The organism is Ruegeria sp. AB6 (genome assembly GCF_056542685.1).
Genome location: NZ_JBQGAD010000001.1, coordinates 271,814 through 287,013 on the forward strand (window position 1 = coordinate 271,814; position 15,200 = coordinate 287,013).

The following is a 15,200-nucleotide window of genomic DNA, read 5'->3' on the forward strand; positions in this document are numbered from 1 at the left end:
ACCTCCTCGTAAGACTCTGAAATTATGGCGTTGCGACCAGAAACGACTGGAATGCCTGCGCCAGGATTGCCCCCGCCACACCGTAGACCGTCAGCCACAACCGTTTCTCCAGCCGTTCCATCATCTCTTCGATCTGATCCAGCCGGCGACACAGATGGTCGTGCTGGATTTCGGCCACCCTCTCATGCGCGGCCAGGCGCAGGCCCGGCGCGCAATCGAACGGGGGATACCCCTCAGCCATCCGCGCGCTCCGGCAGCCCCAGCAAGGCGCGCTTTTCAGCGTCGGTCAGGAAGTCGGCGCCATTGACCCGCGCCCATTGCGCATCGCGTTCCGCCGACAGCGCAGGCACCTGATCCAGATCGGGTTTCAGCACCAGATCCTCGCCGGTATAGCCCACCAGCCATTCCGACACCGCCGCCGCCACCCGCGTCACCAGAGGCAGCACGGTCAGGCGGTAAAACGCCCGGTTGGCCTCCTGATAGTTCGAATAGGTCGCATCGCCCTGTATCCCCAGCAACATCGGCGGGACACCAAAGGCCAGCGCGATCTCGCGGGCGGCGGCTTCCTTGGTCTTTTGAAACTCCATATCGGACGGCGAAAAGCCCATCGGCTTCCAATCCAAGCCTCCTTCCAGAACCATCGGACGGCCAGCATTGCGAGCCCCGCGATAGTTCTGCTCGATCTCATCCGAGAGACGCCGGAACTGATCCTCGGCCATCACCCCATGGCCGTCGCCCTTCCACACCAGTGCCCCCGAAGGCCGCGCCGCATTGTCGAGCAGCGACTTGGACCACCGAGACGCGCTGTTATGCACATCAATCGCCATCGCCGCCGCCTGCATGGGCGAAAATCCATAGTGGTCGTCCTGCGGATGGAAGGATTTGATGTGACAGATCGCATCCACCGGGAACCGGTGCGTCTTGCCGCCCGCCGTGTAGTCATAGGCTTTGGGCCATCCATCTTCGCCCGGAACCACGCTCATCCGGTCCGAGCGCAGAACGTGCAGCTCAAGCGGCAAGCCTTCTTCGGCCTGAACGGCCTCGACATAGGCATTACCCGACAGCAGCAACTGCCCGAACAGAGCCTCCATCAACTCCGCCCGCCCCTGCGCCGCATTGGGGCGGCGCATCAACGACAGGATCGGATGCGTTTCATAGCGCTGCGCCTGATCCTGCAACACCAGGGGCAGCGCCGCCGCCGCTTCGGCAATCAGCTTGACCGAGCGAAACCCCACCGGGTTCCCCGAGAACCCCGTGCGGGTCAGCGACACCGCATCCCGAGGGCTCCACGCCACGCGCCCGCCCGTCTGCCACGCCACCACGGGGCCCGCCGCGCTGGCCTTCACCTCGGGCGTTTCCCCGGCCGCTCCACGACGCAAGAAATCGAATACCATCTGTGCTCCTTTCTTTCGCCGCTGTGTCCGGCTTGTTGAAAGGAGTTATGCAGGAAAGAAGTTTAAGCCTTGGGAATGGGGCGTACGGGGGGAGGGCAACGGGTAAGTCAAAGAAGGTGCGAGTTTGTAGTTTTATTGCAAAGTCGAATGACATAACCATTTGAAGAAACGGGAAGCCCGGGTTCTTTGCTGCCAATAAAATGCGGTTCCGAACCGTACAGCAAAAGCCTGTCTTCTTAGCATTCGAACTTGAGAAACTAGTAGTGAGCAGACAAGACGAAAAGATAATCGAAATCTACGAAGTTCTGTGTGACCTACGCTATGTGTTGCATAAAGAAATGAGCACGGTCGATGACTACAAAAAAGTCTCGACGGATTTTACCAGCGGGTCGCACAAGCGGCACACGATGCCGAAGACCTGTTGCCTGCCGGGCACAAAGAACAACTCAGAAAGATGTAGACTAGTTCGAAAAGGCGTAGCAGGGGCTACTCAGGTAACGGAAACAGCCTTTTGATAAGACGGTCAGCCTCAAGTTTATTTATCAGCGTAGCGAACTCACGCCATTTCGCAAAATCTTGACCCTTTTTATGAAATTGGATCGCGGTTGTTCCAAAGTTCATATAAGCCGCATAGAACCGTCTGTTTTCCTGAGTCACTTCCTGCTCGCTATCCAGTATCTGCTTTGTTGCGCTATACATCTGCAAAGCTCGTTCGATGTCGCCTTCGAACAACTTGATATCCGCTAGAAACAGATTGTAACCTACCGAACGGGGGTGTTTCTCCAACAGTCGGCAAATAATTCGCTCTGCTTTGGAATACTCACATTTTGCAACCAGTCGTTGCGCTCTGAGCAACTTATAGTTTCGAACAAGCCGTGCGAGCATTCACAATCTCCAAGTATTCAATGATAGAACATTGGTGGCAGGCACATGTTTTTCAATCATTTTCTCTGAACCGAATCCAGAGTGGGATCACAAACTCCGCACCCTAGGCCGCCGATACGCCCCCGCAGGCCCCACAACCAACTCATGCAGCGCCCAGACCAGCGCATCGACCCGGTCTGGCGAACCCTGCCCCTCGAACCCGCGCGCGGTCATCTGGCACATCTGCTCCTCCAGTGCGTCCAGTCCGGCCACATGGCTCACCCGCCCCTGCTCGTACAACGCTGCCACCGGCTCAGCCCGCGCAACCTTGCCGCGTGAGGCCCGCACCGCGCGGAACGAGACCAGAGGGTCCACCTGCCGCACGACCTCTTCGACCAGTTGCCCGCCCTGATTGACCTCGGCCACAAGCCGTTCGGCCCCGAATTCATCCATCGCGTCAATCGCCGCCTGCGCCCAGCCCGCCGGGCCAACGCCCTGTACGGTGCGATCAGCCAGCACGTAGGTCCGCCATTCCTCGGGCGGCCCCAGTAGCTGAGCCCCCACAACCACGATCCCGCAGGCATCCGCACTGGACCCCGCCGTTACTGCCGGGTCCAGTGCCACCACGACACGGTCCAGTTTGGGCACATCCTCCACCCGCGCCGCATCCAGCATCGAGCCGGTCCACAGCGCGCCCTCGGCATCCGACAACAGCACGCCGTCCAACTCCTGCCGCCCCAGCCGCGTTCCAGCGTAGCGCGCGCGAACCTCAGCCAGAAACGAGTCCGCCAGATTGGCCCGGTTCGCCTCGGTTGGCGCGTGGGTCTGTACGGTGGACGGAGACGCCAGCAACTCCTTCAAAACCTTCACATTGCGCGGCGTCGTGGTCACGCAAACACGCGGACGCTCACCCAAGCGCAAAGCAAATTGCAACATATCCCAAGTCTCACCCGCCTTTTTCCACTTGGCCAACTCGTCCACCCAAGCCGCATCGAACTGCGGGCCCCGCAGCCCCTCAGGATCATGCGCCGAAAACGCCTGCGCCTCGGCCCCGTTTGGCCAGATCAGCTTGCGCTCCGACGCTTTCCACACCGGCCGACGATCCGGAGGCGAGCATTGCAATATGCCGCTATCGCCAAAGATCATCACATCGCGCACCTGATCAAAGGTCTCCCCGACCAGCGCCACCCGGCTGGCCTCGCCCTTGTCCAGCGGCTTGGACCCTTCGACCATCGACCGCACCCATTCTGACCCCGCCCGCGTCTTGCCAGCCCCGCGCCCGCCCATGATCACCCAGGACCGCCAGTTACCCTCAGGCGGTAGTTGATGCGGCAGCGCCCAGAATTCAAACAGGAAAGGGAGGGCACACAGCCCCCCCTCCCCGATCTCACTCAGAAATCTGTCCCTCATCGCAGCATCGGCGGAGGCGAGCCAGCCTGCACCCGATTTCAAATCGAGCGCGCTCAAGGTCGAGCGCATATCCCCCTTGGGCAATTCCGGCTTGCCTGTGATGTTGTTCGACAAAGCTTGTCTCCACTTTTTGACAACTTCGGATCAGCCCCTCTAACTGACCCAGTTGTTTTGCCGTTCCGGCAAGATCTGCATCCTCCCCGGTTCCGATTTGCCTGCGCAGTTCTTCTGCTGCTTGGCGCAAACCGCGAATGGATGTTTCCAGCGACTGCAACAGTTCCGCCGTCTGGGACATCCGCTCTTCCGGGGTAATTAAAGTCATGTGTGCCTGTGACCTCATGCGTGAGTTTTCTCCGCACGAGAGAAACGAAAAAACGACCGCCGGGTTGCCCCGCGGCCGTTGCTCATTTCTTCTAGCATGACACAATCAATACGACAAAAAGCACGCAAAGTCAATATGTTGCGCAACACCCATGCAACAGGAACAGCACTGCCTGTTAAGACTGTTGGCGTTTGATCTGTCTATCCAGCGGTAAACTCGCTCAACCCCGAGCGATCTCCAGCACGGCGGCACTTACAATCAGTACCGCCCCCGCGGCCTCGCGCAGCCCAAAGGGCTCGCCCGAAAACACAGCCGCCGAAATCAGGCCGACCACAACCTCGCTCATCAATAACAACCCCACCCGAGCCGGTGTCAGTAAGGTCGCGGGCCAGATCGTCAGAAAGATCATCGGCAGAGTGTACAGCACCGACAGTATCGCAATGGGCAGCACACCGACAATCGCGCTTTGCTCTTGCACTCCGCCCGCGCTGAACACCAGGCTGATCAGCGACAGCATCAGAGCCCCGGCAATAAACGCAAAAACCTGCCCCGGAACCGAAATGCCCGAGGAGCGATACAAACCCAGCGTGCCCACCGCCCAAGCCATGCCGGATACCAGCGCCGCCCAATCTCCGACATTGCTGGGCCAAGGGATCCCCTGACCGCCGCCAAGGACGATCGCCATGCCGCCTAGGCCACATATCAACCCCAAAACGCGAGTTCTGGTCAGATGCTCGCCTAGAAAAACCCGGCCTAAGATCGTGCCCCAAACCGGCGTCAGGTAAAACAGCAGGATGGCTCGAACGACATCCGTATAGACCAGACTGATCGTGAACAGACCAAAGGCCGCACCCGTGAACATGCCGCTGAACATCAAATCCTGCCAGCGCCGTGCCAAACCATGCCGGTCGCGCCACAAAAGCGGCAAAAGGAAAAGCAGCGCTGCCGAATACATCACGATCCCCGGCCAAGCCCCTTCCAGCCCCTGATCCACGAAGTAGCGGACAGGGATCCAGTACAGTCCCCACATCATACCGCCAAGAACCAGGGCACCACTGGCGAGCTTGAGGCTATGGCCCTGCTGTGCACTTCCCGTCATTCCCAACCCCAAACTTCGCCTCGCAATGCTACGACGCGCTGAACCGCCACTCGGAAATCGATGGCTCAAACTGATTGAGAACGCCAGCAGAATTTAGAACTCCGACCGCCAGTCCATCAGACAAATACTTGACAATGCCCGCGCCAACGCTCATGTGCCGTCCATCAGCGCCGCCGCGTGAGCATCCGGGCCTTTGCCCCCACGGCGCACCATATCTCTCCTGGTTCCCCTTCACGCAGGGTTCTTGATGCGACGGCCGGATGGCGCAGGATACGCCTGTGCGTCCCGAGGTCTCGCTAAACCCTGCCTGCCGCGCTTTTGCGCGGTCACACGCATCCGCGCGCAAAGTTGCGGATATCAAAGGATTATTACGTGTTCGACTTCGACATGCTGGGCCTTGCCCCGGCTTTGAATGACGCCCTGAAACGGGCAAACTTTACTCAACCCACACCGATCCAAAACCAGGCCATCCCAATGGCGCTGAATGGACATGACATTCTTGGGCTGGCTCAGACCGGCACTGGTAAAACGCTGGCCTTTGGTCTGCCGCTGATTGATCACCTTCTGGCGCAACCGGCCAAACCTGCCCCCAAGACAGTCAAGGCGCTGATCCTTGCCCCGACGCGCGAACTGGTGAACCAAATCGCTGACAGCCTGCGTACCCTCACGCAAAAGACAAAACTACGCGTCGCCACCGTTGTTGGTGGGCAATCAATCGGCAAGCAGATTTCTTTCCTATCGCGCGGCACCGATATTTTGGTCGCCACCCCGGGACGGCTGATCGACCTGATGGAGCGTGGAGCCGTCGATCTTGGTTCTGTGCGCCATCTGGTGCTGGACGAGGCTGATCAAATGCTGGACATGGGCTTTATCCACGCGCTCCGCAAAATCGCGCCCGCTTTGGGCACGCCGCGCCAGACGATGCTGTTCTCGGCCACTATGCCCAAACAGATGGAGGAGCTAAGCCAGTCCTACCTCACCAACCCACAGCGCATACAGGTGTCGCCTCCTGGCAAGGCGGCGGACAAGATCACTCAGTCCGTGCACTTCCTGTCCCGCGCGGACAAGCCCCGCAAGTTGCGTGAAATCCTCTCGGCCGACTTGGACGCTCTGACGCTGGTCTTCTCCCGCACCAAACACGGGGCCGAGCGGTTGATGAAGGACCTCGTTCGGGATGGCTTCAACGCGGCCTCGATCCACGGCAACAAAAGCCAAGGTCAGCGGGATCGCGCCATCAAGGCGTTCCGCGCTGGCGAGATCAACATCCTCGTCGCGACAGACGTTGCCGCGCGTGGCATCGACATCCCCGGCGTAGCCTATGTGATCAACTATGACCTGCCCGAGGTGCCCGATAACTATGTCCACCGCATTGGTCGTACAGCCCGCGCGGGACGCGAGGGCGAAGGCATCGCCTTCTGTGCCCCGGACGAGTTGGACCAGTTGAAGCAGATCCAGAAGCTGATGAAGATCGACATTCCGGTCGCCAGCGGCACCATGCCCGAATTCGCCGAGCCCAAAAAGCCGCGCAAACAGGGCGGTTTTCGGGCGCGTAGGCCACAGGGGGGCAACACATCCTCCAAGCCTTCAGCGTCTAAACGGCGGCGTCCGCGCAGACGCCCCGCTGCGTAAAAAAGAAAGGGCCGCGATTTCGACGCGGCCCTTTTTTCTTAGTTGCCCGAACTGTTTCTCTCGGCCTCAATCTCGCGCCACTTGGCGACGTTTCGATTGTGCTCTTCCAGCGTTTCGGCAAAAGCGTGCCCACCTGTTCCATCCGCGACGAAGAACACAAAGTTTGTCTCCTCCGGTGCCACGGCGGCCTCAAGACTGGCCAGCCCCGGATTGGCAATCGGGGTCGGTGGCAGACCGTCAATCACATAGGTATTCCAAGGAGTTGCGCGGCGCAGTTCACTGCGGCGCAAGCCACGCCCCAGCGTGCCCTTGCCCTCGGTCACGCCATAGATAACCGTCGGGTCCGTTTGCAGTTTCATACCGCGCTCCAACCGGTTCACGAAGACACTGGCCACTTGCCCACGCTCATGCGGGACGCCGGTTTCCTTTTCGATGATCGAAGCCAGGATCAACATCTCTTCGGGGTTCGAGATCGGCAGATCATCCTGACGGCTTTCCCAGATCGCGTTGATCCGAAGTTGCTGCTTGTCCTGCATCCCCCTCAGCACGGCCGTCCGGTCGGCTCCGCGCGCGATGTCGTAGCTGTCAGGCGCCAACATCCCCTCGGCGGGTATCTCAGCCACCTCGCCCGTCAACGCGTCGATCTGCTTCAGCCCTTCGACCACCTGCCACGAGGTCACACCCTCGGCCACCGAAACACGATAGCGCGTATCCGCATCTTCGCGTTTCTCGACATAGGCGGCAGGCACCTCGTCCGAGGTCACATCAAAAGTCGCAATCTCATCAAAATCCAGCGTCGCCGGGTTCAGCTCGCGCACGCGGGTCTGAATTCGGGTGACGCCGATGCGATATTCGATCTCGGACCCGCAGGTGCTGGCACCGCTGCTGGTGATCTCATCTATGATCTGTTCCATCGACGCACCTTCGCGCACCAGAAAGCTGCCAGCCTTAAGCTGCGGCGCCTTGTCGGTGTAGTCTGCCGCCATCCGAAACAGCACGGCGCTGGTGATAGCGCCTTGCTCTTGCAGCTGTTGGCTGACCGCACCCATGTTCGAACCGCGCTGGACCTGAAGACAGATCGCAGTTTTAAGCGGGCCCGCGTTTTTGTAACGGGATTGCCCCCACAAGATCAGACCACCCATCAGGAACAAGCCAACCACCAAAACGGTCAGCATGTTCGATGCAAGGGCCCGCCACATTTAACTGACCTTTCCGAAGATCACGCTGGCATTGGTGCCACCGAACCCGAACGAGTTCGACAGGGCCACGTTGATCTCACGCTCGCGCTTGGCGTTGGGGGCCAGGTCAATCGGCGTCTCGACAGCCGGGTTATCTAGGTTGATCGTAGGCGGTGCAACCTGATCGCGGATTGCCAGGATCGAGAAGATCGCCTCGATCGCGCCCGCCGCGCCCAGCAGGTGGCCGGTCGCCGATTTGGTCGAGGTCATGGTCGCATTCGCCGCGTGATCGCCCAGCAGGCGTTCGACCGCGCCCAGTTCGATCGTATCCGCCATGGTCGAGGTGCCATGCGCGTTGATATAGTCCAGATCTTTCGGCTCCAGCCCGGCGCTGCGTAGCGCGGCTTTCATCGAGCGCTCGGCCCCGTCACCATCCTCGGATGGAGCCGTGATGTGATAGGCGTCACCGGACATGCCATAGCCCAGCACCTCGGCGTAAATCTTCGCCCCCCGCGCCTTGGCGTGTTCATATTCTTCCAGCACGACAATGCCCGCACCTTCGCCCATGACGAAGCCGTCGCGGTCGATGTCATAAGGGCGGCTGGCTTTCTTGGGATCATCGGCATATTTGGTCGACAATGCCTTGCACGCGTTGAACCCGGCAATTCCGATCTCACAGATGCAGCCTTCGCCGCCGCCCGCAACCATGACATCCGCATCGCCTGCACGAATGATACGGCTTGCATCGCCAATTGCATGGGCACCGGTCGAACAAGCAGTCACGACCGAATGGTTCGGCCCTTTGAACCCGCGACGGATCGACACCTGACCCGAGGCCAGATTGATCAGCGCGCCAGGAATAAAGAAGGGCGACACACGGCGGGGGCCCTTGTCACGGATCAGATTGGCGGTATCCGCGATAGACCCAAGCCCACCAATACCCGAGCCTATCAGAACACCCGTGCTCAAGCGCGCTTCTTCATCTTCGGGCATCCAGCCAGCGTCTTCGCAGGCCATATCGGCAGCCGCAATCGAGTACAGGATAAAGTCCTCAATCTTGCGCTGTTCTTTCGGCGACATCCAATCGTCGGGGTTGAACGTTCCGTTCGTGCCATCACCGCGTGGAACCTCGCAGGCATAGGTCGTCGTGACCCCACTGCCTTCGGCATCAAACTGAGTGATCGGGCCCGCACCGGATTCTCCGTCCAACAGCCGCGACCAGGTTTCCTCGACCCCGCTGGCCAACGGAGTGACCAATCCCAGACCGGTTACAACGACTCTGCGCATGAAATGCCTCTTGCCTGCTTCGTGTTTAAGAAACGCTCATACCCCGGCGTAGGGGCCGGGGGCAAGAGCAAGGGCGCATTCAGCCCAGAACCAGTTATCATCATGTGCGTCGCACAGACACCGAAAAACAAAAACCGCCCCCTCAGGTCGTTTGAGAGGGCGGCAAATTCATGATGGAAGTGATTTTACTGGAATTCGGCCACCGGCTCATGTGCGGTCGAGGCCACAGCCAGTGCATCCGACAGCTCCAGCGTCTTGCGGAACAACGCCCGCCCTACAATCGCTCCCGAAATGTTTGGGATATAGGCCAGGCGCGAGATATCGTCGGCCGTGCGTACAACACCGCTGGCGATGACAGGCGTGCGCGATTTCTCAGCAACCCCCGAGATCAAACCCAACTGCGCCTCGACATCTTCCATGTCGCTGTCGATATCTGTCACCAGAATTGCGGCAAACGGAGTATCGGCGAAGGCTTCGATATAAGCTTCGGCGGTAAATGCGCTTTGGCTGCGCCAACCTTCGGTCATCACGTGACCTTGCCAGACATCGACCGCCAGAACTATCTGATCCGGATACAGCTTTGCCAGCTCTTTTACCAGATTTGGGTCCCAGGCGGCCAATGTACCGATGACGATCCGACCCGCGCCCTTGTCGATCCAATGTTCGACCTGCTCACGGGTGCGCATGCCGCCCGCCAACTGCACCGGGATCTCGGCCGAGCGGATGATCTCTTCGACCAGCTCCGCATTAGTATCACGCCCTTCGATGGCGTCGAAGTCCGTCAGGTGCATCCATTCCGCCCCTGCGGCAGCCCAGCTACGGGCTGTTTCGGCAGGGTTCACGTGCCAGATCATAGCTTCGTCCAGGCGGCCCTTGTCCAGTGTGACACACCGGCCGTTCTGCAATTCCATCGTGGGGTAAATCCTCATGAGCCTGATCCTCCGCTCAATCCTTGTGCTATACCCCAGTATCATAGCCGAAGAAATTACCCGTGCGGCAACCAGTTTCGGCAAACCACGGGCATTTTGCGGCATCGCAGCACGGGGATCAGTGACGTGTCGGTGGACCTGTCCGGCGCAGCAATTTGACCGACGTTCCTTGATAATCGCAGTCGCGCAGAGACTGGTACCCCAGTTTTTCCGCCAATCTTTGCGAAGTCTCATTTTCGGAATTTATCATTGCAACCAATGGCCCCGGCATGATGCGGTCAAACCATTCATGCGCGGCCTGAGCGGCCTCAAGGCCCATGCCCTGTCCCTGCGCCTCGGGGGCCAGAACCCAACCTGCCTCGGGAAAACTGTCGAAATCCTCGCCCAACGCACGGTTGCCATAGAAAAAGCCGGCCTGCCCGATCATCTGCCGATTCGATTGCTGAATCACCGCCCACTGACCAAACCCGGCCATCTGCCAATGCCCGGCATTGCGCAAAAACGAATCCCACGCTTCGCCACGCGATCGCGGTTTGCCGCCAATATGCCGCACGACACACGGGTTACGCCAGATCTCGGCGAACCGGTTGAAATCCTCAGGCCGCATGGCGCAAAGCGTCAAGCGTGCCGTGTTTATCATCGGGGTGGATCGTATCATGCCCTGCCCGCTCTGAAATTTTTGCCTCAGCTGAAAGCGTGCGTGCGAAATGGACATCTGACAAGCCTGAATACGCGTCAGGCAACAAAAAACGGCGCCTCCGTTGCCCGGAAGCGCCGCTTTCATAAGATTTCGAAGGTCTTAGGACGCTTCAGAGATGAATTTGACGGCGTCGCCAAAGGTCTGGATGGTCTCGGCTGCGTCATCAGGGATCTCGATGCCGAACTCTTCTTCGAAGGCCATAACCAGCTCAACGGTGTCCAGGCTGTCTGCGCCCAGATCGTCGATGAAGGAAGCGTTTTCCGCTACTTTGTCTTCTTCAACACCCAGGTGCTCAACAACGATCTTCTTAACGCGATCTGCGACGTCGCTCATGTCTATTCCTCATTCCATTTCAGGGCATAGTGCCCGGTTCTGCCCTTGCCCGCTCAGGCTGGCCTTGATGTGCCCGTCTGGGCGGTTTGGGTTCCCGATTGCCGGGAAACTAGAAGGCCGACCCTATGGCCGACCCCCGAATTGATGCGCCGCCTATAGCACAGACAACGCCCAAGGCAAACGCTTTCGCGCCTGCCCCGACAGGTGGTCACAACATGGCCATACCGCCGTTTACATGCAAGGTGGTTCCTGTCACATATCCGGCCTCGGGGCTGGCAAGGAACAGAACTGCCGCAGCAATTTCCGATGCATCCCCCATACGTCCGGCCGGGACCTGACCCAGAATGCCCGCCTTCTGATCGTCGGTCAGCTTGTCGGTCATCGCCGTAGTGATAAAGCCCGGAGCCACCGCATTGGCCGTGATTCCGCGACTTGCAACCTCGTATGCCAGCGACTTGGTCATCCCGACCATCCCCGCTTTGGACGCTGCATAGTTCGCCTGACCGGGGTTGCCCGTCGCGCCGACCACGGAAGAGATGTTGATGATCCGGCCCCAACGCGCCTTCATCATTCCGCGCAGCACGCCTTTGCACAGTTTCGCGGTCGAGGTCATGTTGACGTCGATCACGCTCTGCCATTCGTCATCCGACATGCGCATGAACAGGTTGTCACGGGTGATACCCGCGTTGTTGACCAGAATATCGACCGACCCCATCGCATCCGCCGCCTGCTTGGGCAGTGCGGCCACAGCCTCAGGGTCGCTCAGGTTACAGGGCAGCACGTGGGCACGGTCGCCCAACTCAGCGGCCAGCGCCTCAAGCGGTTCAATCCGTGTGCCGGACAGCGCCACCGTAGCGCCGGCAGCGTGCAGAGAGCGCGCGATCTCACCACCGATCCCGCCCGAGGCACCGGTGATCAGTGCGTTCTTACCTGTCAAATCAAACATTCTCTTGTCCTTTTGCTACGCGCCACGCGGCGCGCGGTGTCTTACGATTCGGCTTGTGTCACATTCTGCACGTCATCCGGCGTGCCGACAGCTTTACCCGCGATCGAACGGTCGATTTTGCGGATCATCCCGGACAGAGCTTTCCCTGCCCCGATCTCCCACGTCTCGGTCACGCCCTGCGCGGCCATGTACTGCACGCTTTCGCGCCAGCGGACCGAGCCGGTGACCTGCGCGACCAGCAACTGTCGGATCAGATCGGGGTCACCGACCGCTTCGGCGCGCACATTGGCAATCAGCGGCACGGCAGGCGCTTTGATTTCAACCCCTGCCAAAGCTTCGGCCATCACGTCGGCAGCAGGCTGCATCAGCGCACAATGGAAAGGCGCGCTAACAGGCAGCATGACGGCCCGCTTGGCACCCTTTTCCTTGGCAATCTCGGCCGCACGTTCCACAGCAGCCTTCGCGCCCGAGACCACAACCTGCGTAGGGTCATTGTCGTTTGCGGCCTGACAAACCTCACCTTGCGCGGCCTCATCCGCCACGGCGCGCACGGCCTCAAGGTTCAACCCAAGGATCGCCGCCATCGCACCTTCGCCCACCGGCACGGCGCTTTGCATCGCCTGACCACGGGTGCGCAGAAGACGCGCAGTATCTGCAACCGACAGCGCACCAGAAGCGGCCAGCGCGGAATATTCCCCCAGCGAATGCCCGGCCACAAAGGCTGCATCGGTGACTGAGGCGCCCTCGGCCTCTAGCGCCCTCATTGCCGCCATTGACGTTGCCATCAACGCAGGTTGTGCGTTTTGGGTCAGGGTCAATTCAGCAATATCGCCATCCCAAATCAGGCCGCTCAGCTTTTCGCCCAGGGCTTCGTCCACTTCGTCGAACACCGCCTGAGCAGCGGGGTAAGCCTCGGCCAGAGCTTTGCCCATTCCGATGGTCTGGGCGCCCTGCCCCGGGAAAACAAATGCGCGTGTCATTGCAACCTCTTGGATGACGTTAGGTTGCGGCGGGGTGTAAACTGTGTGATCGCGCGGCACAAGCATTGCCTGATCTCTGCACAAAGGCACCGTATCTGTGCGCCCTGCGCCCTTGAGTCCTGCCCGCACGGCGATAGGTTGAACCCAACCATCTTTTCGCCGGAGCACCCGATGCCCTCGACCAACACGTTTTCCAGCTATGGCAGCGTCACCAAGACCTTCCACTGGCTGACCGCCCTGCTGATCTTCACCGCCTTTCCGCTGGGCTATTTCGCCAATGATCTGGCGCAGGCCATTTATGACCCGAACATCCCGACGACCGAGGATGACATCACCCGCACGGCGCGCCTATTCTCACTGCACAAAACATTGGGCGTTGCCGTCTTTTTCGTAGCCCTTGCTCGCATTCTCTGGGCCCTGACCCAAACCAAACCCGGCCTACTGAACGCCGACAATAAGCCCGAGGCCTTTGCTGCCGAAACCGTGCATTGGCTGCTTTACGGCTCGTTGGTGCTGGCACCGCTGACCGGCTGGATACACCACGCCGCAGCCGAAGGGTTCGCGCCGATCCTTTGGCACTTTGGTCAAAACCTGCCGCTAGTCCCCAAATCCCAGCATCTGGCCGAATTCACCGCCAGCCTGCACTGGCTGTTCGTCTGGACCCTAGGTGGCGCGCTTGTGCTGCATATTGCCGGGGCGCTGAAACACCACGTCATCGACAAAGACAGCACATTGCGGCGTATGCTGCCTGGCTCAGCCCAGGCCCCCGAGCCCCCGGCCCAACACCATTCGAAGACACCCGCGCTTGCCGCGCTCGTCGTCTGGGGTGCGGTTTTGGTCGGCGGCTGGGGCATCGGCGCGTTCAGCCATCACTCTTACGCTCTGGGCGAAGCCACGGCACTGGCCGAAGTCCAATCGGACTGGCAGGTTCAGGAAGGAACTCTGGGCCTTACCATCAACCAGCTGGGTAGCCCAGTCACCGGTAGCTTCCAGAACTGGACGGCCGCCATAGCCTTTGATGAGCCCGCCGAGCCCGGCTTGGCCGGTTCGGTCGAGGTGACGATCTCAATCCCGTCGCTCAGCCTAGGCACGGTCAGTGATCAAGCTATGGGCGCGGATTTTTTCGACAGCGCACAATATCCCACGGCGCTGTTTAAGGCAGATCTATTCAAAACCGAAACCGGGTATGAGGCACGCGGCCCCTTGACCATCCGCGACAAGTCCTTGGACGTTGTGCTGCCGTTCACTTTGGATTTGCAAGGCGACACCGCGACGGTTTCTGGTGAATTGGAGTTGAACCGCATGGATTTCGATGTGGGCACATCGCAACCCACCGAAGCTTCACTGGGCTTCGCAGTCACTGTAAGCGTCGAGCTGACTGCTACGCGCGGTGAATAGCGGCGAACAAACGAAAACCGCCGGGGCAAAAAGCTCCGGCGGTTTCGATTCTAGAATAGTAGCCTTATTTACTCGGCTTTCTGCGCCTCGACCGAGATCTGAACATTAACCTCGTCACCCACGAAGGGTGCGAATTGGCCCAGATCGAAATCGCTGCGGATCAGAGTGGTCGTCGCATCGAAACCAGCCCAAGGCTTGCCTGCCATCGGATGCTCGCCCGCCTGGTTCAGCTTGGCGTCTAGCACAACCGACTTTGTCACGCCGTTCATGGTCAGGTCGCCAGTGATGTTGGCGGTGTTCTCGCCTGTCACTTCGATGCTGGTTGATGAGAACGTAACCAGATCGCCTTCAGCCGCGCCAAAGAAATCTTCGGTCATGAAGTGATCTTCGCGCGGTTTCCAGCCCGTGAACATCTCGATAACGGGCATCGAAACCGTCACGCTGGACGCAGCCGGGTTTTTCTTGTCGAACAGGATCTCGCCTTCAAAGCCCGAGAACATGCCATAGGTGGTCGAAAAACCAAGGTGGTTATAGTTGAAAATGACCTGGCTGTGGCTTGGGTCCAGAACGTATTTCTCGGCACTTGCAAACGCCGAAGTCGCCGACACGGCCAGTGCAGCAGCAAGAAGGATGGGTTTCATGACAAACTCCGCAATGTTGTGGATGCAAACCTGTTGGGTTGCTCGGTAACGAAAATGTGCCGCCAAGGGGCGGCACACAAGCTTTATTCG

At 59.6% G+C, this 15,200-nt stretch carries 15 protein-coding genes; 2 read left to right on the forward strand and 13 right to left on the reverse strand.

What is annotated here, in order from left to right; genetic code table 11:
• Positions 1–22: 22 nt before the first annotated feature.
• From ACR0DB_RS01355 to ACR0DB_RS01375, 5 genes are all read right to left on the reverse strand, one after another.
• Positions 23–241: a GTA head formation protein, RCAP_rcc01685 family gene (locus ACR0DB_RS01355; RefSeq protein WP_480548376.1), complete on the reverse strand. Its 219-nt coding sequence runs from the start codon at positions 239–241 to the stop codon at positions 23–25.
• The gene (locus ACR0DB_RS01360) at positions 234–1,394 is read right to left on the reverse strand and encodes a phage portal protein (RefSeq protein WP_480548377.1); all 1,161 of its coding nucleotides are present in this window, start codon (positions 1,392–1,394) and stop codon (positions 234–236) included. The genes ACR0DB_RS01355 and ACR0DB_RS01360 overlap by 8 nt, the downstream gene beginning before the upstream one ends.
• Positions 1,395–1,880: 486 nt before the next feature.
• Complete coding sequence (locus tag ACR0DB_RS01365; protein ID WP_480548378.1) at positions 1,881–2,279, reverse strand: hypothetical protein; 399 nt, start codon at positions 2,277–2,279, stop codon at positions 1,881–1,883.
• 87 nt (positions 2,280–2,366) lie between these two features.
• A complete protein-coding gene (locus tag ACR0DB_RS01370; protein WP_480549084.1) occupies positions 2,367–3,668 on the reverse strand; it encodes a DNA-packaging protein in 1,302 nt (433 codons plus the stop codon).
• A gap of 542 nt (positions 3,669–4,210) precedes the next feature.
• Complete coding sequence (locus tag ACR0DB_RS01375) at positions 4,211–5,089, reverse strand: DMT family transporter (RefSeq protein ID WP_480548380.1); 879 nt, start codon at positions 5,087–5,089, stop codon at positions 4,211–4,213.
• Positions 5,090–5,461: 372 nt separating this feature from the next.
• On the opposite strand from ACR0DB_RS01375, the gene ACR0DB_RS01380 reads away from it, so the two are divergent.
• Entirely contained in the window at positions 5,462–6,718 is a 1,257-nt protein-coding gene (locus ACR0DB_RS01380) for a DEAD/DEAH box helicase (protein WP_170782625.1), read from the forward strand.
• Positions 6,719–6,756: 38 nt separating this feature from the next.
• Here ACR0DB_RS01380 and mltG read toward each other — a convergent pair whose 3' ends face one another.
• The 7 genes from mltG to fabD all read right to left on the reverse strand — a co-directional run bounded on the left by mltG (position 6,757) and on the right by fabD (position 13,071).
• Positions 6,757–7,917 (reverse strand): endolytic transglycosylase MltG, encoded by a 1,161-nt coding sequence (mltG, locus tag ACR0DB_RS01385; protein ID WP_480548382.1) that lies wholly within the window; start codon positions 7,915–7,917, stop codon positions 6,757–6,759.
• Positions 7,918–9,183: a beta-ketoacyl-ACP synthase II gene (gene fabF, locus ACR0DB_RS01390; RefSeq protein WP_170770498.1), complete on the reverse strand. Its 1,266-nt coding sequence runs from the start codon at positions 9,181–9,183 to the stop codon at positions 7,918–7,920.
• 185 nt (positions 9,184–9,368) lie between these two features.
• The gene (locus ACR0DB_RS01395; RefSeq protein ID WP_170782627.1) at positions 9,369–10,112 is read right to left on the reverse strand and encodes a 1-(5-phosphoribosyl)-5-[(5-phosphoribosylamino)methylideneamino]imidazole-4-carboxamide isomerase; all 744 of its coding nucleotides are present in this window, start codon (positions 10,110–10,112) and stop codon (positions 9,369–9,371) included.
• A 118-nt stretch (positions 10,113–10,230) separates the two neighbouring features.
• Complete coding sequence (locus ACR0DB_RS01400) at positions 10,231–10,770, reverse strand: GNAT family N-acetyltransferase (protein WP_480548384.1); 540 nt, start codon at positions 10,768–10,770, stop codon at positions 10,231–10,233.
• A gap of 141 nt (positions 10,771–10,911) precedes the next feature.
• The gene (locus ACR0DB_RS01405; protein ID WP_008756330.1) at positions 10,912–11,145 is read right to left on the reverse strand and encodes an acyl carrier protein; all 234 of its coding nucleotides are present in this window, start codon (positions 11,143–11,145) and stop codon (positions 10,912–10,914) included.
• Between the two features lie 208 nt (positions 11,146–11,353).
• Positions 11,354–12,091: a 3-oxoacyl-[acyl-carrier-protein] reductase gene (gene fabG / locus ACR0DB_RS01410; protein WP_480548386.1), complete on the reverse strand. Its 738-nt coding sequence runs from the start codon at positions 12,089–12,091 to the stop codon at positions 11,354–11,356.
• A 41-nt stretch (positions 12,092–12,132) separates the two neighbouring features.
• Entirely contained in the window at positions 12,133–13,071 is a 939-nt protein-coding gene (gene fabD / locus ACR0DB_RS01415) for an ACP S-malonyltransferase (RefSeq protein ID WP_170782630.1), read from the reverse strand.
• A gap of 171 nt (positions 13,072–13,242) precedes the next feature.
• Between fabD and ACR0DB_RS01420 the strand changes: the two genes are divergently transcribed.
• On the forward strand, positions 13,243–14,469 hold the full coding sequence (locus tag ACR0DB_RS01420; RefSeq protein WP_480548389.1) for a cytochrome b/b6 domain-containing protein: 1,227 nt from the start codon (positions 13,243–13,245) through the stop codon (positions 14,467–14,469).
• A 68-nt stretch (positions 14,470–14,537) separates the two neighbouring features.
• On the opposite strand, the gene ACR0DB_RS01425 is transcribed toward ACR0DB_RS01420, so the two are convergent.
• Positions 14,538–15,110, reverse strand: coding sequence for a YceI family protein (locus ACR0DB_RS01425; RefSeq protein ID WP_480548391.1), 573 nt, complete (start codon positions 15,108–15,110; stop codon positions 14,538–14,540).
• Positions 15,111–15,200: the final 90 nt, after the last annotated feature.

What these genes read in the sequence shown, in the direction of transcription:
- ACR0DB_RS01400 (WP_480548384.1), bottom strand. Translation starts at nt 10,770, where the DNA reads ATGATACGATCCACCCCGATGATAAACACGGCACGCTTGACGCTTTGC.
- fabF (WP_170770498.1), bottom strand. Translation starts at nt 9,183, where the DNA reads ATGCGCAGAGTCGTTGTAACCGGTCTGGGATTGGTCACTCCGTTGGCC.
- ACR0DB_RS01375 (WP_480548380.1), bottom strand. Translation starts at nt 5,089, where the DNA reads ATGACGGGAAGTGCACAGCAGGGCCATAGCCTCAAGCTCGCCAGTGGT.
- ACR0DB_RS01365 (WP_480548378.1), bottom strand. Translation starts at nt 2,279, where the DNA reads ATGCTCGCACGGCTTGTTCGAAACTATAAGTTGCTCAGAGCGCAACGA.
- ACR0DB_RS01420 (WP_480548389.1), top strand. Translation starts at nt 13,243, where the DNA reads ATGCCCTCGACCAACACGTTTTCCAGCTATGGCAGCGTCACCAAGACC.
- ACR0DB_RS01355 (WP_480548376.1), bottom strand. Translation starts at nt 241, where the DNA reads ATGGCTGAGGGGTATCCCCCGTTCGATTGCGCGCCGGGCCTGCGCCTG.
- ACR0DB_RS01370 (WP_480549084.1), bottom strand. Translation starts at nt 3,668, where the DNA reads ATGAGGGACAGATTTCTGAGTGAGATCGGGGAGGGGGGGCTGTGTGCC.
- ACR0DB_RS01425 (WP_480548391.1), bottom strand. Translation starts at nt 15,110, where the DNA reads ATGAAACCCATCCTTCTTGCTGCTGCACTGGCCGTGTCGGCGACTTCG.
- fabD (WP_170782630.1), bottom strand. Translation starts at nt 13,071, where the DNA reads ATGACACGCGCATTTGTTTTCCCGGGGCAGGGCGCCCAGACCATCGGA.
- ACR0DB_RS01360 (WP_480548377.1), bottom strand. Translation starts at nt 1,394, where the DNA reads ATGGTATTCGATTTCTTGCGTCGTGGAGCGGCCGGGGAAACGCCCGAG.
- mltG (WP_480548382.1), bottom strand. Translation starts at nt 7,917, where the DNA reads ATGTGGCGGGCCCTTGCATCGAACATGCTGACCGTTTTGGTGGTTGGC.
- fabG (WP_480548386.1), bottom strand. Translation starts at nt 12,091, where the DNA reads ATGTTTGATTTGACAGGTAAGAACGCACTGATCACCGGTGCCTCGGGC.
- ACR0DB_RS01405 (WP_008756330.1), bottom strand. Translation starts at nt 11,145, where the DNA reads ATGAGCGACGTCGCAGATCGCGTTAAGAAGATCGTTGTTGAGCACCTG.
- ACR0DB_RS01395 (WP_170782627.1), bottom strand. Translation starts at nt 10,112, where the DNA reads ATGAGGATTTACCCCACGATGGAATTGCAGAACGGCCGGTGTGTCACA.